The organism is Saccharopolyspora endophytica, assembly GCF_018070075.1.
Classification (GTDB): Bacteria; Actinomycetota; Actinomycetes; order Mycobacteriales; family Pseudonocardiaceae; genus Saccharopolyspora; species Saccharopolyspora endophytica.
Map to the genome: position 1 here is coordinate 242,536 of NZ_JAGPXE010000008.1, position 25,761 is coordinate 268,296.

General features: G+C 70.2%; 18 protein-coding genes and 1 tRNA gene. 9 read left to right on the top strand and 10 right to left on the bottom strand.

The window, feature by feature from the left end; all coding sequences use genetic code 11:
• The first annotated feature begins 101 nt into the window (after window positions 1-101).
• Window positions 102-2,675, top strand: coding sequence for an aminopeptidase N (pepN, locus tag KBO27_RS19960; RefSeq protein ID WP_210971399.1), 2,574 nt, complete (start codon window positions 102-104; stop codon window positions 2,673-2,675).
• 216 nt (window positions 2,676-2,891) lie between these two features.
• On the opposite strand, the gene KBO27_RS19965 is transcribed toward pepN, so the two are convergent.
• Window positions 2,892-3,392, bottom strand: coding sequence for a DUF5130 family protein (locus tag KBO27_RS19965; RefSeq protein ID WP_210971400.1), 501 nt, complete (start codon window positions 3,390-3,392; stop codon window positions 2,892-2,894).
• On the bottom strand, window positions 3,379-3,636 hold the full coding sequence (ctaJ, locus tag KBO27_RS19970; RefSeq protein WP_210971401.1) for an aa3-type cytochrome oxidase subunit CtaJ: 258 nt from the start codon (window positions 3,634-3,636) through the stop codon (window positions 3,379-3,381). The genes KBO27_RS19965 and ctaJ overlap by 14 nt, the downstream gene beginning before the upstream one ends.
• Before the next feature lie 399 nt (window positions 3,637-4,035).
• On the opposite strand from ctaJ, the gene KBO27_RS19975 reads away from it, so the two are divergent.
• Window positions 4,036-4,536 (top strand): hypothetical protein, encoded by a 501-nt coding sequence (locus KBO27_RS19975; protein WP_210971402.1) that lies wholly within the window; start codon window positions 4,036-4,038, stop codon window positions 4,534-4,536.
• Between the two features lie 33 nt (window positions 4,537-4,569).
• On the opposite strand, the gene KBO27_RS19980 is transcribed toward KBO27_RS19975, so the two are convergent.
• Entirely contained in the window at window positions 4,570-5,217 is a 648-nt protein-coding gene (locus KBO27_RS19980) for an HNH endonuclease (RefSeq protein ID WP_235876768.1), read from the bottom strand.
• Between the two features lie 278 nt (window positions 5,218-5,495).
• Between KBO27_RS19980 and KBO27_RS19985 the strand changes: the two genes are divergently transcribed.
• The 5 genes from KBO27_RS19985 to KBO27_RS20005 all read left to right on the top strand — a co-directional run bounded on the left by KBO27_RS19985 (window position 5,496) and on the right by KBO27_RS20005 (window position 11,729).
• The gene (locus KBO27_RS19985; RefSeq protein WP_210971403.1) at window positions 5,496-7,604 is read left to right on the top strand and encodes a prolyl oligopeptidase family serine peptidase; all 2,109 of its coding nucleotides are present in this window, start codon (window positions 5,496-5,498) and stop codon (window positions 7,602-7,604) included.
• A 137-nt stretch (window positions 7,605-7,741) separates the two neighbouring features.
• On the top strand, window positions 7,742-8,725 hold the full coding sequence (locus KBO27_RS19990) for a mechanosensitive ion channel family protein (RefSeq protein ID WP_210971404.1): 984 nt from the start codon (window positions 7,742-7,744) through the stop codon (window positions 8,723-8,725).
• 141 nt (window positions 8,726-8,866) lie between these two features.
• Window positions 8,867-9,250, top strand: coding sequence for a globin (locus KBO27_RS19995; protein ID WP_145743535.1), 384 nt, complete (start codon window positions 8,867-8,869; stop codon window positions 9,248-9,250).
• Between the two features lie 35 nt (window positions 9,251-9,285).
• Complete coding sequence (locus KBO27_RS20000) at window positions 9,286-10,347, top strand: alpha-amylase family glycosyl hydrolase (RefSeq protein ID WP_210971490.1); 1,062 nt, start codon at window positions 9,286-9,288, stop codon at window positions 10,345-10,347.
• Between the two features lie 89 nt (window positions 10,348-10,436).
• On the top strand, window positions 10,437-11,729 hold the full coding sequence (locus tag KBO27_RS20005) for a heparan-alpha-glucosaminide N-acetyltransferase domain-containing protein (protein WP_210971405.1): 1,293 nt from the start codon (window positions 10,437-10,439) through the stop codon (window positions 11,727-11,729).
• Window positions 11,730-11,969: 240 nt separating this feature from the next.
• Here KBO27_RS20005 and KBO27_RS20010 read toward each other — a convergent pair whose 3' ends face one another.
• The 6 genes from KBO27_RS20010 to KBO27_RS20035 all read right to left on the bottom strand — a co-directional run bounded on the left by KBO27_RS20010 (window position 11,970) and on the right by KBO27_RS20035 (window position 24,478).
• Window positions 11,970-12,611 (bottom strand): DUF8010 domain-containing protein, encoded by a 642-nt coding sequence (locus KBO27_RS20010; RefSeq protein WP_210971406.1) that lies wholly within the window; start codon window positions 12,609-12,611, stop codon window positions 11,970-11,972.
• A complete protein-coding gene (locus tag KBO27_RS20015; RefSeq protein ID WP_210971407.1) occupies window positions 12,604-13,029 on the bottom strand; it encodes an acyl-CoA thioesterase in 426 nt (141 codons plus the stop codon). The genes KBO27_RS20010 and KBO27_RS20015 overlap by 8 nt, the downstream gene beginning before the upstream one ends.
• A 65-nt stretch (window positions 13,030-13,094) precedes the next feature.
• On the bottom strand, window positions 13,095-18,029 hold the full coding sequence (locus KBO27_RS20020; protein ID WP_210971491.1) for an NAD-glutamate dehydrogenase: 4,935 nt from the start codon (window positions 18,027-18,029) through the stop codon (window positions 13,095-13,097).
• Between the two features lie 141 nt (window positions 18,030-18,170).
• The gene (locus KBO27_RS20025; RefSeq protein WP_210971408.1) at window positions 18,171-20,681 is read right to left on the bottom strand and encodes an ATP-binding protein; all 2,511 of its coding nucleotides are present in this window, start codon (window positions 20,679-20,681) and stop codon (window positions 18,171-18,173) included.
• Between the two features lie 29 nt (window positions 20,682-20,710).
• Complete coding sequence (gene ettA / locus KBO27_RS20030) at window positions 20,711-22,384, bottom strand: energy-dependent translational throttle protein EttA (RefSeq protein WP_210971409.1); 1,674 nt, start codon at window positions 22,382-22,384, stop codon at window positions 20,711-20,713.
• Between the two features lie 78 nt (window positions 22,385-22,462).
• Window positions 22,463-24,478: a bifunctional copper resistance protein CopD/cytochrome c oxidase assembly protein gene (locus KBO27_RS20035; RefSeq protein ID WP_210971410.1), complete on the bottom strand. Its 2,016-nt coding sequence runs from the start codon at window positions 24,476-24,478 to the stop codon at window positions 22,463-22,465.
• A gap of 93 nt (window positions 24,479-24,571) precedes the next feature.
• Here KBO27_RS20035 and KBO27_RS20040 point away from each other — a divergent pair, with 93 nt between their 5' ends.
• Both KBO27_RS20040 and KBO27_RS20045 read left to right on the top strand, forming a co-directional pair.
• A complete protein-coding gene (locus KBO27_RS20040; protein ID WP_307870503.1) occupies window positions 24,572-25,156 on the top strand; it encodes a DUF3558 domain-containing protein in 585 nt (194 codons plus the stop codon).
• Window positions 25,157-25,288: 132 nt separating this feature from the next.
• Window positions 25,289-25,362: transfer RNA gene (locus KBO27_RS20045), tRNA-Arg, on the top strand.
• A gap of 67 nt (window positions 25,363-25,429) precedes the next feature.
• On the opposite strand, the gene KBO27_RS20050 is transcribed toward KBO27_RS20045, so the two are convergent.
• Entirely contained in the window at window positions 25,430-25,636 is a 207-nt protein-coding gene (locus KBO27_RS20050; RefSeq protein WP_210971411.1) for a hypothetical protein, read from the bottom strand.
• Window positions 25,637-25,761: the final 125 nt, after the last annotated feature.

Genomic DNA, 25,761 nt, shown 5'->3' on the forward strand with positions numbered 1-25,761 from the left:
GGTGCCTGCCCGGCAGCGCGCCTCCGCCCGGACGTGATTTGATGCCTGCGCCGGGCATCCAACCGGCCCTGATCCATCCCCTACGAACTACGAGGTGATCCGTGGCACCGCCGAACCTCACCCGCGAACAGGCCGAGCAGCGCGCCGCGTTGCTGGAGGTCCAGTCCTATGTGATCGAACTGGACCTCTCCGCCGGCGCGGGCGGTGTGGAAGTGGAGACCTTCGGTTCCACGACCACGGTTCGCTTCCGCAGCAACCAGACCGGCGCCGACACCTGGATCGACCTGGTGGCCGACAAGGTGCACGGCGCGGTGCTCAACGGTGTCGAGCTCGACGTCTCCGACTACGACGAGTCCACCGGAATCCGCCTGCCCGGCCTGGCCGCTGAGAACGAGCTCGTGGTGCGCGCCGACTGCGCCTACACCAACACCGGCGAAGGTCTGCACCGCTTCATCGACCCGGTCGACGGCGCGGTCTACCTCTACAGCCAGTTCGAAACCGCCGACGCGAAGCGGATGTTCACCTGCTTCGACCAGCCCGATCTGAAGGCGACCTACCAGATCACGGTGGACGCCCCGGGCGACTGGAAGGTCATCTCCAACGCCGCCGGCGAGGTCACCGAGACCGGTGCGGGCAAGCGCCACACCTTCGACACCACCAAGCCGATGTCCACCTACCTGGTGGCGCTGGTGGCCGGTCCCTACGCCGAGTGGCGCGACACCTTCCCCGGCGAGGACGGGCAGGAGGCGATCCCGCTGGGGATCTACTGCCGCGCCTCGCTGGCCGACCACCTCGACGCCGAGCGCCTGTTCACCGAGACCAAGCAGGGATTCGGCTTCTACCACAAGGCTTTCGGGGTCCCGTACCCGTTCGGCAAGTACGACCAGTGCTTCGTGCCGGAGTTCAACGCGGGCGCGATGGAGAACGCCGGCTGCGTGACCTTCCTCGAGGACTACGTGTTCCGGTCGAAGGTCACCGGCTACCTCTACGAGCGCCGCGCCGAGACCGTGCTGCACGAGATGGCGCACATGTGGTTCGGCGACCTGGTCACCATGCGCTGGTGGAACGACCTGTGGCTCAACGAGTCCTTCGCGACCTGGGCCAGCGTCCTCGCGCAGGTCGGCGCGACCGAGTACGACGCCGCCTGGACGACCTTCGCCAGCGTCGAGAAGTCCTGGGCCTACCGCCAGGACCAGCTGCCCTCCACCCACCCGGTGGCCGCCGACATCCCGGACCTGCAGGCCGTGGAGGTCAACTTCGACGGCATCACCTACGCCAAGGGCGCCTCGGTGCTCAAGCAGCTGGTGGCCTACGTCGGTCTGGACAACTTCCTGGCCGGGCTGCGGGTCTACTTCGACCGCCACGCGTGGAGCAACGCCACCCTCGACGACCTGCTCAAGGCGCTGGAGGGGGCGTCCGGCCGGGACCTGTCCTGGTGGAGCGCGCAGTGGCTGGAGACCACCGGCCTGAACATGCTGCGCCCGCGCTTCAGCACCGACGACGAGGGCCGGTTCACCCAGTTCTCGGTGGTGCAGAACGGCGCCCGCCCCGGTGCCGGTGAGCTGCGCACGCACCGCCTGGCGATCGGCGTCTACGACGACGAGGGCGGCAAGCTGGTGCGCAAGCACCGCGTCGAGCTCGACGTGACCGGCGAGGTCACCGAGGTCCCGGACCTGGTCGGCGTGCACCGCGGGAAGCTCGTGCTGGTCAACGACGACGACCTGACCTACTGCTCGCTGCGCTTCGACCCCGAGTCGCTGGCCACCCTGGTGGACCGGATCGGCGACATCGACGAGTCGCTGCCGCGGGCGCTGTGCTGGTCGACGGCGTGGGAGATGACCCGCGAGGCCGAGCTGAAGGCCCGCGACTTCGTGACCCTGGTGCTGGGCGCCTCGGCCGAAGGCGGCATCGGCGCGGAGAGCCAGATCGGCGTGGTGCAGCGGGTCCTGCTGCAGACGCAGACCGCGCTGAACTCCTACGTCGACCCGTCGTGGCAGGCCGAGGGCTGGCGGCGGTTCAGCTCGCGGCTGTTCGAGCTGGCCCGCGCGGCCGAGCCGGGCTCGGACCACCAGCTGGCGTTCGTCAACTCGCTGGCCGGTTCGGTGCTGTCCGACGAGCAGGTCGGCGAGCTGCGCGGCTGGCTCGACGGTTCCGCTCCGCTGGAGGGCCTGACGGTCGACACCGACCTGCGCTGGGGCCTGCTGCAGGCCCTGGTCGCGCACGGTGCGGCCGGTGAGGCGGAGATCGACGCGGAGCTGGAGTCCGACCAGACCGCGACCGGCCGCCGTCGCGCCGAGCGGGCCCGCGCCTTGATCCCCACCGCGGGATCGAAGGAGAAGGCGTGGCAGCGCGCGGTGCACGACGACCAGCTGCCGAACGCGGTCAGCGACTCGATCATCGCCGGCTTCCAGCACCCCGCGCAGCGGGAACTGCTGGTGCCGTACGTGCAGCGGTACTTCGAGTCGATCGACGAGGTCTGGCAGCGCCGCTCCAGCGAGCGGGCTCAGCCGACGGTGATCGGGCTGTTCCCGTCCTGGGCCGTCACCGACGAGACCGTCACCGCCGCCGACCAGTGGCTGGCCGGTGAGCGCCCGGCCGCGCTGCGCCGGCTGGTCTCCGAGGGCCGCGCGGGCATCGTCCGCGCCCTCGCAGCCCGCGAGTTCGACCGCTCGTAACTCCTGACAGCACGACGAAGCCGCCCCGGTCGTTGGCGACCGGGGCGGCTTCGTCGTGTGATCTGCAAGAGGCGTAGCCGCGGGTTCTGACACGTCTTCCGGCGAGTACGCCGCGACGCCGTGCATTGGCATGCATCAGGAGTGGCGCACGGAGTCCAGAAGGCGTGTCAGGTTCCGCCACCCGCACCGCCACGCAGAACGATCAACGAAGAGTTCTCAGTGGTGGTCGGACTGCTTCTTGAAGGAGGTTCCTGCTGCGTCGGAGAGCATGCGGACGGCGCTGACCAGGCCTTCGATGATCTCGTCCTCCTTGAAGGAGGCGACCATGCTCATCGCGGCCAGCTGGCAGGTGCGGTCCGGGATGCGGCGGTGGGCCTCTTCGCCGGTCACGATCTCGAACTTGCGCTGACCGGGCGACACCGCGATCAGCACGCCCTCGGAGGCCTGCGCGCCGAGGTTGGCGTGCAGCTCCTCGGCCTGCTTGCGGGTGTCCTCGCCGAGGTCACCGAGGTAGACGGCGAACTCCAGCCCGGTGCTGCGACTGGCCACTGCCATCGCCTCGTCGAGCCGGGCGAGCTCACCGGCGCTGAAGGGAAGTCGCGGACGCTCGGGCTCGACGCGTCGCGCCACGGACATGCGGCCGGTCGACATGCGCGCCTCACCTGCGCCGAGCTCGTCGGCATCCGCGGTCCGACCCGCGATCTCACCAGTTGCCACGTGCGCCTCCCCGAGCCGTGACGGGCCGTGCGTCGTCCGGCACGTCCTCTCCTTCGCCGTCCGCCGACACCGCGGTGTTCACGCCCTGCGGGTTGGCGGACCAGAACACCGGGGCGAAGTCCCAGTCCTGCCCGGCGCTGTAGCGCGCGCGGGACAGCTTGGGCCACATCGCGATGAGCACGATCACGCCATAGATGGCCGCTGGGACCACCGCCAGGTACAGCACACTCTCCACGACAGTCACGCCCAGTACGGTAGCCGATGACCAAGGTTTCGTGTGTGCGTCCTCGCGCGCGCCTCGGCCTCGAGCCGTCTCCGGCACGATGATCATCCGGCATTTCGCCCGAAGCGGCGGGCTCGCTCCCGCCGCCCGCGAAGCCCCGCTCCCGCGATCGTCGAGGCGCTCGGCGCCCCGGAATTTCACCTGCTGCCCGACACCGGGGCTATCATGTGACCCAAATCACCCTCTGTAACTCGTTCGGAGCAATGTTTGCGGCCGAACGGAGTCGGACCGGACGGGGGCAATGCGGGGCAGGTTGGCGGCTTGTTCTGAGCGGTTCCTGATCATAGCTTTTCACCTGTATGGGTCTTGCATATTTGATCACATGCGCTCAAACCACCCTACGTATGCGGGAGGCACACAATGTCGATCATCGAAGCCGCCACTCAGACCAACGAACTCACCCTTCCGATGAGCGGCCGGCCACTCGCTGATCACGGAGTGCGCATCAGCAGCAGCCGTCGCGACGGCGTGCGCATCAGCAGCCTCGACGACGGCGTGCGCATCAGCGGACAGCGCGACGGAGTCCGGATCAGCGGCAGGCACGACGGTGTGCGCATCAGCGGCCAGCGCGACGGAGTCCGCATCAGCGGCAAGCACGACGGTGTGCGCATCAGCGGCAAGCACGACGGAGTCCGCATCAGCGGCTGCGAGGACGGTGTCCGCATCAGCAGTCAGCGCGACGGAGTCCGCATCAGCGGGCGGCGTGACGGTGTGCGCATCAGCGGCAAGCACGACGGAGTCCGCATCAGCGGCTGCGAGGACGGTGTCCGCATCAGCGGTAGGCACGACGGTGTGCGCATCAGCGGGCGGCGTGACGGTGTGCGCATCAGCGGTCGCGCCCGCGGAGTTCGGATCAGCTGATCCGCGCCGCCGCGGACGCGCCCGGTGCGAGGATCACGCCGCCGACTCGCCCAGGTACGGCAACCACAGCGGGTCCGTCTCGGACAGACCCGCCAGCAACCGCCAGTGGCGGCCTCGCGGAGCCTGCGGGGCCACCGGCAGCCGCCAGCCCAGCTCGCTCAGCGTCTTGTCGGCCTTGCGGTGGTTGCACTTGGTGCAGCAGGCGACGCAGTTCTCCCACGTGTGCGGCCCCCCGCGACTGCGCGGCAGAACATGATCTATCGTTTCCGCTCGTGCGCCGCAGTAGACGCACCGGTGGTTGTCCCGGAGCATCAACGCTGCCCGGGTCAGCGGAACCCGGCCGCGGTACGGCACGCGCACGAAGTTGCTCAACCTGATCACGGACGGGATCTCGACCTCGGCGGTCGCCGAGTGCAGGGTCATCCCGGCCGAGTCGCCGTGGACGACCTCGGCCTTGCCGCAGACGACCATCACGATGGCTCGGCGCAGCGGGAGCGCGGTGAGGGGCTCGAAGGTCGTGTTGAGCAGCAGCACCCGGCGCTTGCGCCACGAGGTGGCGTGACCAGGAGGTCGATCCGCCTGCGGCGGCCCGGAGCCTCGGCCCATCGGGCACAACGGGGCCCGCGACGCGAGGCCGGTTGCCTTCAGCGCCGGTTGTCGGATCGGTTGTCGGTCTGGCACGCGACCACCTCCACCGGTGTCGGGCAAAGTTCAGCACAGAACCCGGCCCGAACGCACGTGTGATTCGACACGCCACGCCGATGAGCAAGATCTGCTGCCCGTTTTCGCTGGTGAACGCCCCGTGGGGCGATCTCGGTCGGCTCGTCTCGCGTCTCCGGCGCTTCCTCCACCATTGTCGATCAGCCGAGTGGAAAACGGTTGATCATCTCGGGTGAATCGGCTCCGCGCCGCCGCCGGACCCCCTTCCACGCCCCTCCTCAGCACGTATTGTCGCGATCGTGACCGACGTTCGAACCCCCTTGAGCTATCCCGCCACCGCGCGCGAAGAGATCGCGGAGACCCTGCACGGCCGCGAGGTCGCCGACCCGTACCGGTGGCTGGAGGACGCCTCCTCGCCGAGCACCGAGGCGTGGTCGGAGGCTCAGAACGAGCTCGCCCGCACCTGGCTCGACGCGCTGCCCGGCCGCGAGTCGGTCGCCGAGCGGATGCGGTCGCTGCTGGCGGCGGGCGCGGTGGGCGCTCCCCTGTGGCGCGCGGGACGCGCGTTCTTCACGCGCCGCGAACCCGGCCAGGAGTTCGGCGTGCTGCACGTGCGCGAGGCCGACGGCACCGAGCGGGTGCTGCTGGACGTCACCGAGCTCGACCCGTCGGGGCTGACGACGCTGGACAGCTGGGTGCCGAGCCTGGAGGGCGACCTGCTGGCCTACCAGATCTCGGTGGGCGGCGACGAGGAGTCGCTGCTGCACGTCATGGACGTGGCCACCGGTGAGCTGCTCGAAGGGCCGATCGACCGCTGCCGCTACTCGACGATCTCCTGGATGCCCGGCGGCGAGGAGTTCTTCTACGTCCGCCGGCTGTCGCCGGAGCTGGTGCCCGAGGGCGAGGAGCAGTTCCACCGCCGCGTGTGGCGGCACCGCGTGGGCACCGATCCCGAGCAGGACGTGCTGGTGCACGGCACGGGCCTGGACCACACCTTCTACTACGGCACGCACGTCTCCCGGGACGGACGCTGGCTGATCATCGAGGGCAGCATGGGCACCGCCCGCCGCGACTCGGTGTGGATCGCGGACCTCTCCGACGGCGCCGAGGCCCCGAGCTTGCGGCAGATCGTGGACACCACCGACGGCTACCGGGTCGGCGCCTGGGTGGAGCGCGACGGCCGGCTGTACGTGATGACCACGAAGGACGCCCCGCGCTGGCGGCTGTGCGTGGCCGATCCCACGGCCCCGGAACCGGAGAACTGGACCGAGCTGATCGCCGAGGAGCCCGATTCGGTGCTCGACGCGGTCCGCTACTTCGACGGCGACCAGCCGAGCCTGGTGGTGCTGCGCACCCGGCACGCGGTCTCCGAGCTGACCTTGCACGACCCGGCCACGGGTGAGCGCACCGGTGGGATCACGTTGCCCGCGACGGGCCAGGTCACGGCCCTGACCACGGTCGACTCGGCCACCGAGCGGCACCGCGACCGGTTGTGGATCGGCTGGACCGACTTCGCGACCCCGCCGTGCGTGCACGCCTACGACCGCAGCACCGGCGAGATGGCCTTGGAGACGAGCGCTCCGGGTGCGGTCGAGCTGCCCGAGGTGCACACCCGTCAGGTCACCTACCGGTCTGCCGACGGCACCGAGGTGCGGATGTTCGTGCTGGCGCCGGTCGCCGAGCCGGACCACCCGCGCCCGGTGTTCCTGACCGGCTACGGCGGGTTCTCGCTGTCCCGCGAGCCCGGCTACATGCCGTCGGCGCTGACCTGGGTGGCGGCCGGTGGCGTGTGGGCGCTGCCGTCGCTGCGCGGTGGCGGCGAGGAGGGCGAGGAGTGGCACGTCGCCGGGATGCGCGAGCAGAAGCAGCACACCTTCGACGACTTCCACGCCGCCGCCGAGCACCTCATCGACCAGGGCTGGACGACCTCGGACCAGGTGGCGATCTCGGGCGGCTCCAACGGCGGTCTGCTGGTCGGCGCGGCGCTGACGCAGCGGCCGGAGCTGTACCGGGCGGTGGTGTGCTCGGCCCCGCTGCTGGACATGGTGCGCTACGAGCGGTTCCTGCTCGGCCGGACCTGGAACGACGAGTACGGCACGGCCGATGATCCGGAGGAGCTGGGCTGGCTGCTGTCCTACTCGCCGTACCACAACGTGACCGAGCACACGGCCTATCCGTCGGTGCTGTTCACGGTCTTCGAGTCCGACTCGCGCGTAGACCCCAACCACGCTCGCAAGATGTGCGCGGCGCTGCAGCACGCGACCAGTTCGGACCCGGACAAAAGGCCCATTCTGATCCGCCGCGAGACCGAGGTGGGACACGCCGCCCGTTCCGTGTCACGTACCGTGGGGCTGACGACCGACCAGCTCACCTTCCTCGCGGAGGCAACCGGTCTCGTGTTGGACTGAGCCCCGAACTCGGTTCCGGCCGACCGGTTTTCGATCATCGTGCGCGGCGGGGCGCGCACGACGCTCGGGCCGGTCGGTAGCCGACGCCTCACGGCGCGACCCCACGAACGACAGCCCATGGAGAAACCCCCGTACCCATGAATCTGCCGCTTTTATCCCAGCCGCCGACGTGCGACCCGACCGAACGCTGGTGCCAGGCGGTCTTCGACTGGACCCAGAACGCGTGGCTGGCGTCCTACGCGGACCTGCTCATCGCCAAGCCCCTGCAGATCGTGCTGGTGCTGGTCATAGCCTTCGTCGTGCGTTGGCTGCTGCACCGGACGATCAACCGCCTCACCCGCGGCAACGGCAAGCCCCCGAAGTTGCTCTCGCCGCTGCGCGAGCGCCGCGGTGACAGCCTCACCTACGAGCTGCTCTCCGAGCGGCGCAGGCAGCGCGCCAAGACCATCGGCTCGGTCCTGAAGTCGCTGACCTCGTTCCTGATCTTCGGCCTGGCCGTCATCTACGTCCTGCAGGTGCTGGGCGTGCAGATCGCCCCGGTGCTGGCCTCGGCCGGTGTGCTGGGTGTGGCCGTCGCCTTCGGTGCCCAGAACCTCGTGCGGGACTTCCTGTCCGGCATGTTCATGATGGTCGAGGACCAGTACGGCGTCGGTGACGTCGTCGACCTGGGCGAGGCCAGCGGTTCGGTCGAGGCGGTGGGCCTGCGGGTCACCACGCTGCGCGACATCAACGGCACCGTCTGGTACGTCCGCAACGGCGAGATCCTGCGCGTGGGCAACTCGTCGCAGGGCTTCGCGGTCGCGGTCGTGGACTTCCCGATCTCGCACAACTCCGACGTGCAGAAGGCCATCGAGGTCGCGGGCAAGGTCGCCACGGACGCCACGTCCAAGGAGCCGCTGTCCAACGACGTCCTGGAGCCGCCGGAGATGCTGGGCGTCGACCAGATCACCTCGGACACGGTGACCCTGCGGCTGACGGTGAAGGTCCGCCCCGGCCGCCAGTGGGCGGTCCAGCGCAGGCTCCGCGTGGAGGTCAAGCGGGCCTACGACGACTCGGCCATCGAGCCGCCGTACCCCAGCGGCCGCCCGCTTCCCCCCGACACCGTCTCCACGACGAGCTGACCAGCAGGATCCCCCGCGCCGAACCAATCGGCCGGGGGATCCGTATCTATTCAGGGCGTGCGGTTCCCGCCGCGCGGCAGCGACGGATCGCGTCCGACCGACCACTGAAACCGGCGAAGCACCACCTGAGAGGATGGAAGTGTGACTTCCGTGGAGAGTTTCTACGAGCAGGTCGGCGGCGAAGCCACCTTCCACCAGATCGTCGCCCGCTTCTACGAAGAGGTGGCCAAGGACGAGCTGCTGCGCCCGCTCTACCCCGAGGAAGACCTCGGGCCCGCCGAGGAGCGGCTGCGGCTGTTCCTGATGCAGTACTGGGGCGGCCCGCACACCTACTCCGACCAGCGCGGACACCCCCGCCTGCGGATGCGGCACGCGCCGTTCAAGATCGGTCCGGCCGAGCGCGACGCCTGGCTGCGCTGCATGCGCATCGCCGTGGACGAGGCCAAGTTGAAGCCCGAACACCGCGACCAGCTCTGGCAGTACCTGGAGATGGCCGCCAACAGCATGATCAACTCGTGGTTCTGACCGGCGGACCCGATCTAGGAGCGAAGGACCTGGTGATGCAGCAGGTGGGCACGCAGGATTACCTCGGTGAGCGACCGTGGTGGTTCGACGCGGTGTGCTACCAGATCGACGTCGGCGCGTTCGCCGACGCCGACGGTGACGGAGTCGGCGACCTCGACGGGATTCGCGGCAGGCTCGGTTACCTGGAGCTGCTGGGCGTGGACGTGATCGTGCTGGCGGGTATGGCCGGTTCGGATCCGGCCTCCCCCGCCCTGGCCCGCTTGCTGGGCGAGGCGCGCGGCAACGGGTTGCGGGTGCTGCTGGCGATCGACGTCGACCCCTCGCGCACCGACCCCGGTCCGGTGCTGCGCCCGTGGCTGGACAACGGGATCGACGGCTTCCACCTGGCCCCGCGCAACGACCCGGCGGACGCGGTCGGCGCGGTGCTCGCCGACTACCCGGGCCGGATCGTGATCGGCAGCGGCACCGGCAACTGGCAGCTGCTGTTCGGCCTGGGCCTGGCGGTGGCGGGGTTCTCCGCGGACGCGGTGCGCAAGGCGATCACGACGGTGCTGGAGTCCCGCGGCCCGCGTCCGGCGTGGGCGATGGCCAGCCGGGACAGCACGCGCATCCGCGACCACGCGGCGTTGACGCCGGTGCGCGCGATGGCGCTGGTGCAGCTGGCGCTGCCGGGAGCGGTGTGCCTGCGGCACGGCGAAGAACTGGGCCTGCCGGGAACCGAGCGGATCCGGATGCCCTGGGAGGGCCTCATGCGGCCCTTCGGGTTCTCGGCGGCGCGGGCCGACTGGTCGTCGATCCCCCACGACTGGGTCCACTTCACCGTCGAGGCGCAGCTGGAGGACGAGGAGTCCACGCTGTCGCTGTACCGGCACGCCATGGAGATGCGGGCGACGCACCCGGCGTTCACCGGAGACGACGTGGAGTGGTTCGGCGCCCCGGAGGACTGCTTCGCGTTCCGCCGCGTCGGCAGCAGCCTGATCTGCGCGCTGAACACCTCGGCGGAGCCGGTTCCGCTGCCGCCCGGTGAGGTGCTGCTGAGCTCTCGGCCGCTGGTCGCGGGCGAGTTGCCGCCGGGCAGCGCCGCCTGGCTGGTGTGAGCGGGACCTCGCCAACGCGGGCAGGCTCCCGGGGGCGTCGAGGCGGTCGGTAGATTTCCGCTCAACGTCCCCGACCTCAAGTGGATGTCATGACTGCTGTTGCGCCCGAACGGACTTCACCTCGGGCGCGGCGAGCTACCGGAAAACCGGGCCGCCTGGTCGGCGTGGACGTCGCCCGCTTCGTGGCGGTGTTCGGCATGTTCTGCATCCACTTCGGCGTGCCTTTCGCGGGCGGCTGGCCCGAGGTGTGGCTGGCGCAGTTCTTCTCCGGCCGGTCGACCGCGCTGTTCACGTTCCTGGCCGGGGTGTCGCTGGCCCTGATGACCGGGCGGTCGACGCCGCCGACGGGCCAGGCTCTGCGCGACGCGAGCCGGCGGGTGGCGGTGCGGGCGGCCGTGCTGCTGGTGCTCGGCCTGGCGCTGGCGAAGGCGACCGAGGCGACCGGCTTCCTGCTGACCGTGATCATCCCGTTCTACGGCTTGTACTTCCTGCTGGCGGTGCCGTTCCTGCGGCTTCGGGCGCGCGGCTTGATCATCGCGGCGTCGGTGAGCGCGGCGCTGGGGCCGCAGCTGTCGTTCGTGCTGCGCGGCTGGAACGCCGCCGACACGCCCATGTCGGGTCTGGTGTCGCTGGTCAACAGCGTCGACCCCGGGCACCTGATCGCCGAAGAGGGCATCTTCGACCTGCTGCTGTTCGGGTTCTACCCCGCCGCGTCCTACCTGCCGCTGGTGCTGGCGGGGCTGGCGGTCGGGCGGATGGACCTGACCTCCGCGCGGGTCCGGCTGCGGATCGGCCTGTTCGGACTCGTGATGTCGCTGATCGGCTACCAGGTGTCGTTCCAGCTGGTGCCGATCGGCCCGCCGAACCCCGTGGAAGGCACGATCCCGGTCGGGCACCCGGAGTGGCTGCTCGCCGCCAACGCGCATAGCGGGACGACCTTCGAACTGCTCGGGTCGGGCGGGATCGCGCTGGTCATCCTGGTCGTCTGCCTGGAGCTGGCGGACCGGACCGGGCGTGCGCTGACGCCGCTGGCCAAGGCCGGTTCGATGGCGCTGACGCTGTACGCGGCGCACGCGCTGGCGCTGGCCTGGCAGATCGTCACCGGCGGCTGGCCGCTGAGCGGCGTCCCGGAGAACCTCGCCCACCTCGCCAGCATGGGTCCGGCGCTGCCGCTGGACGACCCGAACATGCCGTGGTTCCCGCGCGACGGTCAGCAGCCGACGGGGCTCGTGGCGTTCGTGAACACCTTCATGCCGGAGGTGTTCCTGGTCTTCACGTTCACCTTCACCTACACCTGGCGCCACTTCTTCCGCCGAGGCCCCCTCGAAGCCCTCGTCAGCGACATCGTCCGCTGGTCCACCACACCCCGCCACACCCCCTGACCCGACCACACCGGCAACCACCCCCACCCTGAAACACCACCCACCACCCCGAATACCGCCGTAATCGGGAACCCGAAAACTGCCGTAATCGGGAGCACGGCCCCCGAACACACGGAATACCGCCGTAATCGGGGGCCTGAAAACTGCCGTAATCGGGGGCATGGCCCTGGGCACGCGGAAAACCGCCGTGATCGGGGTCCGATCGCGGCGGTTTTCGGGTGGTGGCTTCGTGGGGTGGGGTTAGAGGAGGAGCGGGAGGAGGGCGTGGCGGCGGCGGACCACCGCGCCGAAGCGGGAGTCCAGGCGCAGCCAGGAGTCGGTGGCGCTGACTCGGACGATCTCCTCCTCCGCCGGGGTGTTGACGAGGAACCCCATGCCGGAGAGGACGAACAGGCAGCGCAGCGGGACCTTCACGTCGAGGCCGGAGCCCTGGACGGTGAAGACCTCCTGGTCCAGCAGCGACGCCGGGGGCGTGCCCTTCGGGCCCACGTTCTCCTTGGCGACGTCGATGCCGCGCTCCGCGACCTCGCCGACCAGGCGGGCCGGGAGGTCGTCGACGAGCTTCCAGCCGGTCGCCGGGGGCAGTTCCGAGCGCCACATGAGGTCCTTGGGCGCGCCCGGGTCCATCACGTCACCGCCGGCGACGGTCAGCGTGGCCAGCAGCTCGTTCCCGGAGACCGTCAGGTCGGCCGGGTCGACCGAGCCCTCCACCGAGCGGGTGGACAGCGCGTCGAACGGGGTGGCCGCCCAGACGTCCATGCGGTCCGTGCCGGGGCGGTTGCGCATCCGGACCATGGACTGGTTGTCCAGCCGGACGGCGCGGGCGACGAAAGCGCCGAGGTCGTCGCGCTCGGTGCGGTCGGGCATGCGGAGCTCAGGCACGACCGGTCTCCAACTGCTCGGCGCGCCACTCCGACAGGAAGTCCCGCTCGTCGGTGGTCAGCCTGCGCGGCCGTCCGGCACGGAGGTCGTAGGGCACCATCAGCGTCTCGGCGGTGCACACGGCTTCCTGCGCGACCGCGGTGTAGTCGATGACGAACGAGGCCGCCTTGAGCTCCCGCACCGACATCCGGACCTGCAACGACTTGGCCGCGTACATCAGCGGCGCGTGGTAGTCGATGACGATGCGGGCGACCACCATGCCCTCGGCCATGCCCAGCAGGCCCTGCTTCTCCGCTTCGGTGAACAGCAGATCGGCTCGTGCCTCCTCCAGCAACGTGATCGTCCTGGCGTGGTTGACGTGGCCGAACGCGTCCATGTCGGACCAGCGCAGGGCTACCTCGGCTACGTACGCGCCCACTGGGCCTTTCCTCTCTGCCGTGTTCGTGGTGGGCGGGGGCTGCGAACCCCCACCCACCACGATGGTCACCGGACCATGCTGCGGAGCTGACGCGCCGCCACCGACAGCGTGGCCAGGTCAAGCCGCCCGGAGCTCACGATCTGCTCCAGCGACGAGTTGGCCCGCGCCAGTCGCGCGGCGTTCGTCGACTCCCACCTGGCGATCTTCTCCTCCGAGCTCTCCTCCGGCTCCGAGGTCCGCAGGACGTCCACGGTGATCGCGCGCAGCGATGCGTAGAAATCATCCCGCAGGGCCAGCCTAGCCAGCGCGTGCCACCTGTTGCCGCGTTCCAGCTCGTTGACCGCGATGAGCATCCGCTCGACGTCCAGGTGCGCCCACAGCGCGTAGTACAGCTCGGCGCTCTCGCCCGGGCTGCGCTCCGCCGAGATCCCGGCGTCGCGCTCGCCGAGCTCGGCGACCTCCCGGATGTCCAGCAGCGCGTAGGCGTCGAGCAGCACCGCGACCCGCTCGGCCAGCGCCTCCGGCACACCGGCGGCCACCCAGCGATCGATCTGCTCGGTCACGCCTTCGGCCGCGCGCCCGCGCAGCAGTGCGCGCACGCTCGGCGTCAGCTCGGCGACGACCGGCCGGAACCGGGTGATCTCGGCGCCGATGGCCAGCGGCTGCGGCCGGTTGGTGAGGATCCACCGCGCCGCCCGGTCGAGCAGGCGCCGGCTCTCCAGCACCATCTCGTCGGCGATCGCGCTGGGCACCGAACCGCCCAGGGCGTCGATGTCGGCCCACAGCTGCCGCAGGTCGTAGACGTTGGTGACGACCGCGAACGCCCGCACCACGTCGGTGGTCGACGCGCTGAGCTCCTCGGTCAGCCGGTAGGCGTAGGAGATGCCCGCGCCGTCGACCATCTCGTTGACCAGCAGGGTCGTGATGATCTCGCGGCGCAGCGGGTGCGCGGAGATCGCGTCGCCGTAGCGCTCCCGCAGCGGCCGGGGGAAGTACTCCGGCAGCCGCTCGGCGAACGACTCGGTGTCGGGCAGGCCGCTGGCCAGCACGTCCCGCTTGAGCTGGAGCTTGACGTGCGCCATCAGCGTCGCCAGCTCCGGCGAGGACAGACCCTCGCCCGCCTTCTCCAGGTCGCGGAACGCCTTCTTGGTCGGCAGCGCTTCCAGCTCGCGGTCCAGGCCCGCGGACTGCTCCAGCGCGGCGACCTGCCGGGCGTGCACCGGCAGCATCGGGCCGGCGTGCGCGCGCGAGATGCCCAGCACCGCGTTCTGCCGGTGGTTGTCGGTGAGCACCAGCTCGCCGACCTCGTCGGTCATCTCGCCCAGCAGCTCGTTGCGCTGCTGACCGGTGAGCCTGCCCTCGGTGACCAGCTGGTCCAGCAGGATCTTGATGTTGACCTCGTGGTCGGAGCAGTCCACACCGGCGGAGTTGTCCAGCGCATCGGTGTTGACCTTGCCGCCGTGGCGGGCGAACTCGATGCGCCCCAGCGAGGTCAGACCGAGGTTGCCGCCCTCGCCGACGACCTTGACCCGCAGGTCACCACCGTTGACGCGCACGGCGTCGTTGGCCTTGTCGCCGACCTCGGCGTGCGTCTCGGTGGCCGACTTGACGTAGGTGCCGATGCCGCCGTTCCACAGCAGGTCGGCCGGTGCCAGCAGGATCCGCTTGATCAGCTCGGCCGGTGCCAGCTTGCTCACCGACTCGTCGATGCCCAGCGCCGCCCGGATCTGCGGGTTCAGCGGGATCGACTTCAGCGACCGCGACCACACGCCGCCGCCCTCGCTGATCTTGCCGCGGTCGTAGTCGTCCCAGGTCGAGCGCGGCAGCTCGAACAGCCTGCGCCGCTCGGCGTAGGAGACGGCGGCGTCGGGCTCCGGGTCGATGAAGATGTGCATGTGGTTGAACGCGGCCACGAGCCGGATGTGCTCGGACAGCAGCATCCCGTTGCCGAACACGTCACCGGCCATGTCACCGACGCCGACGACCGTGAACTCCTCGCTCTGGGTGTCGAGGTCGAGCTCGCGGAAGTGCCGCTTCACGCTCTCCCACGCGCCCTTGGCGGTGATGCCCATGGCCTTGTGGTCGTAGCCGACCGAGCCGCCGGAGGCGAAGGCGTCGCCGAGCCAGAAGCCGTAGGACTGGGCCACGTCGTTGGCGATGTCGGAGAACGTCGCCGTTCCCTTGTCAGCCGCGACGACCAGGTAGGTGTCGTCGCCGTCGTGGCGCACCACGTCGCGAGCCGGGGCCACTTCCCCGCCGATCAGGTTGTCGGTGAGGTCGAGCAGGCCGGAGATGAACATCCGGTAGCAGGCCACGCCCTCGTCCAGCGACGCCTTGCGGTCCACCGCCGGGTCGCCGGTGGCCAGCGGCGGGCGCTTGACGACGAAGCCGCCCTTGGCGCCCACCGGCACGATCACCGCGTTCTTCACCGCCTGCGCCTTGACCAGGCCCAGGATCTCGGTGCGGAAGTCCTGCGGGCGGTCCGACCAGCGCAGACCACCGCGCGCCACGGAACCGAACCGCAGGTGCACGCCCTCCACCCACGGCGAGTACACGAAGATCTCGAACTGCGGCCGGGGTTCGGGCAGGCCGGGGATCTCGCGCGGTTCCAGCTTGAACGCCAGGAACGGGCGCTCCCGCTCGCTGGTGTCGACGTAGTAGTTGGTGCGCAGGGTGGCCCGGATGAGGCTCAGGTAGTTGCGCAGGATCCGGTCCACGTCGAGGCTGGTGACCTCGTCGATCAGCTCGGTGACCGACTCGGTGAGCTCGGTCTCGCGCGCCTTGCGGTCGGCTTCGCTGAGCTCGGGGTCGAAGCGGGCCTCGAACAGCCGCACCAGCGCGGTCGTGGTGGTGCGGTGCGCGAGGATCGAGTCCTCGATGTAGTCCTGCGTGTAGGCGATGCCGACCTGGCGGAGGTACTTGGCGTAGGCGCGCAGGACCGAGGCCTGCCGCCAGTTCAGCCCGGCCCGCAGCACCAGCGCGTTGAACCGGTCGACCTCGGCGTCACCGAGCCAGACCGCCCGGAAGGCGTCCTCGAAGCGCTGCCGCAGCGAGTCCAGCAGCTGCGGATCGGTGCTGTCGAGCAGGCCGGAGTCCAGCCGCAGCCCGAAGTCGTAGATGTAGAACCGGTCGCCGGAGCTCTCCGGCGTCAGCTCGTAGGGCCGCTCGTCGACGACCTCCACGCCCATGCTCTGCAGCACCGGCAGCACCCGGGACAGCGTGACCCGGCCGCCGACGTAGAGCTTGAAGCGGCGTTGGCCGGCGCTGGCGTCGCGCGGCACGTAGAACGACATGCGCAGGTCGTCGGGGCCGCTCAGCGACTCCAGGCGGCGCAGGTCCTGCAGGCCCTCGGCGGCGCTGAAGTCCTCCTTGTAGGCCTCCGGGAACCCGGACGCGTAGTCCTGGCCGACCTGGTTGATGGCCTCGGACAGCGCGCGGGCCGGTCCGCCGCCCGTTCCTCGTCCGGAGCGCTCGGCGTCGACCTCGGAGACCATCTGGTCGTCCCAGGTGTGGATGGCCTCGTCGAGCCGCTGCTGGATGCGCGGGAGGTTCGGCTCGATCTGCTCCTCGGGGTCGGTGTGGACCACGAAATGCACGCGCGCCAGCGTGGATTCGCCCACGCGCGTGCTGTACTCCAGCCCGGTGCCGCTGAGCTCGTCGAGCAGCACTTCCTGCATGGCCAGCCGCGAGCTGGTCGTGTAGCGGTCCCGCGGCAGGTAGACCAGGCAGGAGAAGAACCGGCCGTAGGGGTCGCGTCGCAGGAACGGCTTGAGCTTGCGGCGCTCGGCGAGCGCCAGCACACCGGTGAGGGTCTCCTGCAGGGTCTCGAAGTCCGTGGAGAACAGCTCGGTGCGCGGGTAGCTCTGGATCTCCTCCAGCATGCGCTGGCCCGAGTAGGACTCCAGCGGGAAACCGGCGCGGTGGATCACCTCGCGCACGCGGCGTTCCACGAACGGGATGTCGAGTACGTCCTCGTGCAGCGCGGTGGTGGTGAACAGCCCGAGGAAGCGGTGCTCACCGCTGACCCGGCCGGACTCGTCGAAGGTCTTGACGCCCACGTAGAACGGGTGGACCGGACGGTGCACTGTGGACGGTGCGCCCGCCTGGGTGAGCACCAGCAGCTCCTGGGACAGCGCCTTGGAGTCCGGACCGTTGGTCAGGCTTCGCGAAGCGATGCTGTCGCTGCGCAGCACGCCCAGCCCGGAGGCCAGCACCGCCTGCAGCGCCTCGCCGTCGTCTTCGACCAGCTCGTAGTGCCGGTAGCCGAGGAACGTGAAGTGACCGTCGGCGAGCCAGCGCAGCAGGCCGGCGCCGTCGGCGACCTCCTCGTTCGGCAGCGGCGGCGGGTTCTTCTCCAGCTCGTCGGCCAGCGCGCGGACGCAGGAGTGCATCCGCTCGGTGTCCTCGACGACCTCGCGCACGTCGTTGAGGACGCCGTCGAGGTTCTGCTTGAGCGCCGCGAGGCGTTCGAGGTCGACGACCTGCCCGACCTCGACGAACATCCAGCTCTCCGCCATGGCACCGGCGGGCGGGTCGGACGGGTCGGCCTCCGGGAGCACCTCCAGGAGCTCACCGGCGAGGTCTCGTCTGACCACGACGATGGGGTGGATGACGCGCAGCACGTCGGCGTTGTCGCGGCCGAGCTCGGCGATCAGCGAGTCCACCAGGTACGGCATGTCGTCGGTGACCGTCTGCACGACCGTGGCCTGGCTCTGCCAGCCGTGGTCGTCGAGGGTCGGGTTGAAGATCTGCACCAGGGGTCGCCCGGCGGCGCGGCTCGCGGCCAGCCGGTGGTGCGATCGGAGGGCTCCGACCAGGTCGTTCGGGTCGTCGTCGACGAGCTCTTCGGCCGGTACGTGGCGGTAGTAGGTGCGCAGCAGCTCGCCGAGTTCAGGAGCGAACTCGACGGCTCGGTCCAGCAACCGCCGCTTGGCCATTTCGGGGTTCTCGGACTGCTCGCCGGTCGTTCCGGTCTGCACGTGTCCGGGATTCGAGGTCATGTCAGGCAGCTCCACGCTTAACGGCACCTCGTTGTGCCAACAGGTTCCACTCTAAGACTGCCAGTTCCCGCTCACGGGGCCGGGATCTGACTGCGGACCGCTGGTGAAAACAGGCGCAACGATCGATGTCCACGAGGTTTCTCAGAGCAACGGATCCGCTGCCGCACCACCGAATCCGGGTGCGCGGTGGCGGGCTCCGAAGCCCGTTCGTTGATCATCCTCTGTGGACTGATGGCGCTTGCGCCCGGCCTCACCGCCGGTGCCTTGATCCGTGTGTTTCGAATCGCTGTCGCTGTAGCTGTCGCCGTAGCCCGGCTCACCGTAACCGGGATTGTGATCGCTGCCATACCCGACGGCGGCGATGCCCTCGCTGACCTGCTGCTTCGCCTCGTCGGTGCGGCCGGCGTTGTAGGCCATGAGCGCATCGGCGAGCAGATCCGCCAGGCTCGCGTCCGCGCTCGGCTCCGGCGGCACCGGGTCGGGCTCGGGGACGCTGAACCGGAAGCCGGGATTGGTGTCCTCGGCCGCCGGCTCCGATGGCGCGGGAGCCGGAGGCTCGGGTTCCGGAACGGCCGGCTGGAACGCGGCGAGCGGATCGGGATCGGCGTGCCGGGCGCGGCGCCGGGAGGGCCGATGATCGGCGGGCAGCTGGAGGTCGGCGCGGATCTCGGCCAGCGACTTGCCCCGGGACCGGCGCCCGCCCTGCGGCTCGTCGTGAGCGACCTGCTCCGGGATCTCCTCGGGCGGCTCCTGGACCGGGAAGCCGTGCGGCGGGGTGGCCGGCTCCGGTTCCGGCTCACGGGTGTGCCCGCGGCGGTCGTGGGCCTCGGTGATGCGCCGCAGGCTGTCGGCCGCCGCCGCCAGCGGATCACCGCTCCACCGCTGCGAGGGGTCGTCGTCGCCGTAGCCGTCCTCGTAGCCACCGGACTCGTCGTCCGCGCCGAACTCGTGGTCCTCGGCGGGGCGGGCCTGCTCGGACTCGCCGGAGGGCCACCAGGCGCCGGTGGAGCGCTGCGGCTCCTCCGCGGCCGGTTCTTCCTGGCCGGAACCGAACATCTCGCTCGGCGACACCGCGTCGAACGCCACCCGCGGCTCGGGCATCGACCGCTGCTCAGCGGCGGCCTCGTCCTCGGCGGGGGCGGGCTCGGCGTCCTCGGTCTCCTTGGCCGCGCGGCTGGTCAGCGCCTCCATCAGCAGCCGAGCCGCGTCGTGGGCCTCGGCGTAACCACCGCGCTTGGGCGCAGCCGGTTCGGGAACGACGGGTTCAGGTCGGACCGGCTCGGCAGCGGCCCGTTCCGGCTGGACCGGCTCGGGCGCGGCCGGCTCTGCAGCAACGAGCTGGTCGTAGCTGGTCACGACAGGTTCAGCAGGGGCCGGTTCGGGCTCTCGAACGACGGGCTCGACCCGTTCGGCGACCACGGGCTCGGGAACGACGGGAGCAGCCGCCACTGGCGCGACAGGCTCAGGAACGACGCGCTCAGCAGCCACGGGCGGAGCTGCGACGGGCTCAGGCGCGGCGGGCTCAGCAGCCACGGGCGGAGCCGCGACGGGCTCAGGCGCGGCGGGCTCGGGCACCGCCGCCACGACGGGTGTCCGCCGGCCGCGCGGCGCGTCGGTCTCCGCCGGGTACGCGCTGAGCAGGCTGACCCGCGCGTTGTGCACGGCCGCCCGCCACCGCCGATCGGCCGAGTAGGCACCGCGCAGCGCCTGCAACGCCTCGGAGATCTCCTCCACGCGCTCGTGCGCGCGGGAGAGCGCGTTGAGCGCCTCGGCGAGCAACCCGTCCAGCTTGTGCCTCTCGGAGATCGCGGCGGTCTCGGCCAGCACCCGCAGGGCGGCCTCGTGGTCCCCGGCGGGCAGGTGCACGCGGGTGGCCAGCGCCAGCCCGAGCCACCCGGTGGGTCCGGCGGCGGCCGCGCGCACGGGTTCGGCGAGCACGGCCTGGCTGGTCTCGACGGCTTCGACGCGGTGACCCTGATCGAGCAGGGCGTGCACGCGTTCCAGCAGCAACCGGGTCTGGATCTCGCCGGCTTCGGCCTCCGGGTCGCTGAGCCGCCGCAGCAGCGCCAACCCCGCGTCGGTGGCGGCGACGGCCTCGCCGAACTCGCCGAGCCTGCGGCAGTGCGCGGCCCGGACCACCCACACGCGGGCCTTGAGCACGCGGGTGAGGTCCTGGTCGGCGTCGCAGTCGGCGTAGAGGCGCTCGGCCTCGTCGAGGGCCTGGCTGCGCTCGTCGACGTCCTGGTGGGCGGGCAGCGCCGAGGCCAGGGCCAGCAGGGCGTGCGCGCGGAGGGTGGGGTCGACCCGCTCGTGCGCCAGCTCGCGGCGCAGGATGCGGACGGCCACCTCGTGGCTGCCCGCGCTGACCGCGCACCAGCCGAGCTCGATGCGCAGCCGGGTCAGGACGTCGCCGCCTGACGCCTCGGCGTCGCGGACGGCGGCGAGCGCCCGGCCGGTGGCCGGGACGCCCCGTCCCAACCGGTTGGCGGCGAACAGGGCCAGCGCCTCGGCGCGCAACCGCGCGCCCCGGTCGCCGGTGCGCCTGGCGAACGTGACCGCTCTGTCGCTGAGCACCAATGCCAGTTCCGGGACTCTCCACCGCATCTGCCACGCGGTTTCGAGCAACCCTTCCACCGAGCTGGGCTCTGCCACAGCGGCCACGCTCGCCAAGGCGCCTCCGTTCAGCCGCGGGTCAACTTGCGATGGGTAACCCGGTGCGGTCGGGCTGCGTCGGCGCCCAGCCGCTCGATCTTGTTCTGCTCGTACCCCTCGAAGTTACCTTCGAACCAGAACCACTTGGCCGGGTTCTCCTCATCTCCCTCCCACGCCAGGATGTGCGTGGCGACGCGGTCCAGGAACCAGCGGTCGTGGGAGATGACCACAGCGCAGCCGGGGAACTGCTCGAGCGCGTTCTCCAGCGAGCCCAGGGTCTCGACGTCCAGGTCGTTCGTCGGCTCGTCCAGCAGGATCAGGTTGCCGCCGGCCTTGAGCGTCAGGGCCAGGTTCAGCCGGTTGCGCTCACCACCGGAGAGCACGCCCGCGGGCTTCTGCTGGTCCGGGCCCTTGAAGCCGAACGCGCTGACGTAGGCGCGCGAGGGCATCTCGACCTGGCCGACCTGGATGAAGTCCAGCCCGTCGGACACGACCTCCCACACGTTCTTGTCGGGGTCGATGTTCGCGCGGTTCTGGTCGACGTAGGACAGCTTGACGGTGTCGCCGACCTTGACCGTGCCGCTGTCGGGCTCCTCGAGTCCGACGATGGTCTTGAACAGCGTGGTCTTGCCGACGCCGTTCGGGCCGATGACGCCGACGATGCCGTTGCGCGGCAGGCTGAACGACAGGTCGTCGATCAGCAGCTCGTCGAAGCCCTTCTTGAGGTGTTCGACCTCGACCACCGTGTTGCCCAGGCGCGGGCCCGGCGGGATCTGGATCTCCTCGAAGTCGAGCTTGCGGGTCTTCTCCGCCTCGTTGGCCATCTCCTCGTAGCGCGACAGACGGGCGCGCGACTTGGTCTGCTTGGCCTTGGCGTTGGAGCGGACCCACTCCAGCTCGTCCTTGAGGCGCTTCTGCAGCTTGGCGTCCCGCTTGCCCTGGACCGCGAGGCGCTCCTGCTTCTTCTCCAGGTAGGTGGAGTAGTTGCCCTCGTAGGGGTAGGTGCGACCGCGGTCGAGCTCCAGGATCCAGCCGGCGACGTTGTCCAGGAAGTACCTGTCGTGCGTCACGGCGAGGACGGCGCCCGGGTAGTTGGCCAGGAACTGCTCCAGCCAGAGCACGCTCTCGGCGTCGAGGTGGTTGGTGGGCTCGTCGAGCAGCAACAGGTCGGGCTTGCTCAGCAGCAGCTTGCACAGGGCGACTCGCCGTCGCTCACCACCGGAGAGGTGCGTCACCTCGGCGTCCGGCGGCGGGCAGCGCAGGGCGTCCATCGCCTGCTCCAGTTGGGAGTCCAGTTCCCACGCGTCCGCGTGGTCCAGGTCCTCCTGGAGCTTGCCCATCTCCTCCATCAACTCGTCGGAGTAGTCGGTCGCGAGCTGCTCGGCGATCTCGTTGAAGCGGTTGAGCTTCACCTTGATCTCGCCGACGCCCTCCTCGACGTTGCCGAGGACCGTCTTCTCCTCGTTCAACGGGGGTTCCTGCTGCATGATGCCCACGGTGTAACCCGGCGACAGGAACGCTTCTCCGTTGTTCGGCTGGTCGAGTCCCGCCATGATGCGCAGCACGGTCGACTTGCCAGCCCCGTTCGGCCCGACGACGCCGATCTTGGCGCCCGGGTAGAACTGGATGGTCGCGTTGTCGAGGATGACCTTGTCACCATGCGTCTTGCGCACGTTTTTCATGGTGTAAATGAACTCGGCCATGCCACGAATCGTAGTTGCGTCCCACCCGGCGCCGCGCATGCGGGCCCCCGGGAAGCCGAACGGGCTGCGCCCGGGTGTTCAGCCGCGCGGCGAGTCCTGATCGGCCAGGCGTTTGAGCATCTCGTTGTAGGCGGTGAGATCGGCGTCACCGTCCTTGTCGGCTTTGCGATCGATCCGCCGCGCCTGCCGGTCGTCCGCCCGGGACCACTGGATCAGCAGCGCCAGCATCACCACGACCAGCGGCACCTCACCGGACGCCCACGCCAGGCCACCGCCGAGCCGCTGGTCGGCGAGCAGGTCGGTCAGCCACGGCAGGTCGAGGCTGCGGTAGAAGTCGCCGCCGATGGGCTTGGCGGACATCATCAGCGCGATGCCGAAGAAGGCGTGGAAGGGCATCGAGGCGAAGACCATGCCGACCTTGCCGATGGGCGGCAGCTGGCGCGGCGACGGGTCGATGCCGATGACCGGCCAGTAGAAGACGTAGCCGACCAGCAGGAAGTGCGCGTTCATCGCCAGGTGCGCCCAGTGCTGGCTCAGCGCCAGGTCGAACAGGCCGGTGAAGTACAGGGCGTAGAACGAGCCCACGAACAGCACGAGCGCGACGATCGGGTGGGTGAGCGCGCGCGTCAGCGGCGAGTTGACGAACGCCACCAGCCACTCGCGGGGCCCGGCGGGCATCCCCTTGCCGGCGGGCTTGAGCACGCGCAGCGCCAACGAGGTCGGTCCGCCCAGCACCAGGAAGACCGGAGCGAGCATGGACAGCAGCATGTGCTGCCCCATGTGCACGCTGAACACGGCGGGCGCGTAGCGGCCGACACCGGCGGAGGTGGCGAAGAGGATCGTCAAGCAGCCGCACAGCCAGGCGATCGTGCGGCCGACCGGCCACGTGTCGCCGCGGCTCTTGAGCCGCAGCACGCCCCACAGGTAGAAGCCGGCCAGGACCAGCGCGCCCGTGCCGTAGACGAGGTCGAAGCGGAAGTCGAACAACAGCCGCAGCACGTCCGGAGGCGCGTCGAGCGTGTAACCGATGATCAGCTCGGTGCGGCTGGGCACGGTGGTGTAGCCGCCGGGCGGCGGGGTGCGGCCGAGCGCGACCGCGACGCCGAGCGTGGCGAACATGATCAGCACTTCGAGGGCGCCGAGCCGCAGCAGCCCGGACGATCCCGATTCCAGCCGGGCGACGACCTTGTTGCGCTGCACGTATCCGAACGCGCCGAGCACCAGCAGACCGGCGACCTTGAGCAGCACCAGCAGGCCGTAGGTGGAGCCGAACAGCTGCTCCGGCGTGACCCGCACCAGCGCGTTGATCACCCCGGACAGGGCCATGGCGATCCAGCTGACCAGGGCGATCACCGAGAACCGGCGGGCGACCAGCGGCAGGTGCGCCCCGCCGCGGGCGGCGTGAGCGATCAGGGCGATCAGCCCGCCCACCCACAGCACGGCGGCGACCAGGTGGAACAGCAGGCTGTTGGTGGCGATGTCGTGCGCGCCGCCGCTGGCGGAGTGACCGGTGGCGATGACCGGCAGCAGCCCGGCCAGGCCGAGCGCGAAGGTCACCACGGTCCAGCCCCACGACAGCACGATCCGGCACGCCAGCGCGACGAGGAACGCGATCACCGCGGTCAGCGCCCAGGCCTTGGCCTCTTCGAGCGCGTCGATCAGGCCGAACAGCACGTCGGCGCTGAGCACCTCGTTGACCGGGCGCCCGGTGGCGTCCGCGCAGAGGAACGGCACCATCAGGGCGGCACCGACGAACCACGCCGAGGCGGCCCAGCCCGCCGTGCGCACCGCCGCGTAGCCGTCGGCGAGCAGTGCGCCGGAACGGCTGGCCGGGATGCCGAAGGACGCCAGCAGCAGCGAACCGATGGCCACCACGGACCCGGTCTCGGCGAGGACCCGCACCACCGGCAGCCCGTACTGGGTCACGGGCCCCGGGTCGGGCAGTCCGAGCAGGGCGTAGTTGGCTCCGGCGGACAGCGTGGTCAGGGCGGCGGCGATCAGCGCCGCGAGCACTCCAGCGGTGAAGACCAGCACGCCGACCGTGCCGGAAGCACTGCGCCTGGGATTCGGTTCGGCGACTGACTCTGATGGCACACACCGAGCGTAACGGCCCTCGTGCGGGCTTCACCGGTCAGGATGGCGCACCTGGGCGTGGTCTCGCGCACTCCGCGCCGCTACGGTTACCCCGTGCCGAATGTCCGTCACCGCCTACCGCGGGTGCTCGCGCTGTGCGTCCTGATCGGCGGATCGGCGCTGAGCGGCTGCTCGAACGCCGTGGTGGGCAGCCCCATCCCCGCGGCGGGGTTCCAGGAGCATCCCGAGACGCCGCAGACGCGCTCGGCGATCGCGCAGCCACCCCGCATCCCGGCCCCGCGCGGCGAGGTCGACCCGTGCACCCTGCTCTCCCCCGACGACCTGGTCCCGGTCGGCGGCGTGGCGGGACCCCCGCACCCGGGCAACCCGGTGCCGGGCGCGTGCGCGCACCTGCTCGGCGGCCACCCGGACAACACGGCCGCCGCCGGCTTCCACGAGCCGTTCACGTCGATCGCCCAGCGCCAACCACGCGGCGTCGAAGTGGACGTGCGGGGTTACTCCAGCTGGCTGTACTGCGAACCGGTGACGGGCTACCAGACGTGCACGGCCGCGACGGCGATCCGATCGGACAGATCACTGCTGACGATGCTGTCGCTCAAGGACGCCTCAGCAGCGGACACCGCCGACCGGCTCTTCGGCCTGACCACCGCGGCGCTGGGAAAACTACCCCCGGCATGACCCGCTTGCCGGTTGTCGAAAAGCTTGCCGTTAGGTACCGGCTCGGCAACGTTGCCGCGTAGATCCCACAAGCGATGCGGCCGACCGCTACCCTGCTTGCTGCACAACGTCGGGCATACCGCCCACCAAACGGCCCCCATAGCTCAGCCGGATAGAGCAAAGGACTTCTAATCCTTAGGTCGCAGGTTCGAGTCCTGCTGGGGGCGCAAACCCCCTGGTGAGCAAGCGGGGGTTGATCCTGATGAAGATCAACCCCCCGCTTCGGGCTCCCGGCTATTCGGCCAGCTTCGCGATCGACTGGGCCCACAGGAAGTACTTGTTCGTGCCGAGGTCGCGCACGGTCTTGATGCCGAAGGCCGAGTTGAGGTGCTCGGCATCGGAGTCGCTGACGCCTTGCAGCGCGGCCACCGGCGCATCGGCCAGGTCAGCCACGCTCTTGCCCTCGTAAGCCTTGTCCAGCTTGCTAGCGAGATCACCCATGAGAGAAAGCCTCCACAATCTCGATCCAGCGGTGCCCCTACGAGCGTAAGAGCAGCCGAGATCGGGGCAAGCTGAGCGAGCGTCGGCAGTGGACGGTCCTGGTCCGAATTGACCCGACACATGAG

Coding starts and splice junctions, on each gene's coding strand:
- KBO27_RS19975 (WP_210971402.1), top strand. CDS start 4,036: ATGTCGATCATCGAAGCCGCCACTCAGACCAACGAACTCACCCTTCCG.
- KBO27_RS19990 (WP_210971404.1), top strand. CDS start 7,742: ATGAATCTGCCGCTTTTATCCCAGCCGCCGACGTGCGACCCGACCGAA.
- KBO27_RS20000 (WP_210971490.1), top strand. CDS start 9,286: ATGCAGCAGGTGGGCACGCAGGATTACCTCGGTGAGCGACCGTGGTGG.
- KBO27_RS20005 (WP_210971405.1), top strand. CDS start 10,437: ATGACTGCTGTTGCGCCCGAACGGACTTCACCTCGGGCGCGGCGAGCT.
- KBO27_RS20020 (WP_210971491.1), bottom strand. CDS start 18,029: ATGACCTCGAATCCCGGACACGTGCAGACCGGAACGACCGGCGAGCAG.
- ettA (WP_210971409.1), bottom strand. CDS start 22,384: ATGGCCGAGTTCATTTACACCATGAAAAACGTGCGCAAGACGCATGGT.
- KBO27_RS20050 (WP_210971411.1), bottom strand. CDS start 25,636: ATGGGTGATCTCGCTAGCAAGCTGGACAAGGCTTACGAGGGCAAGAGC.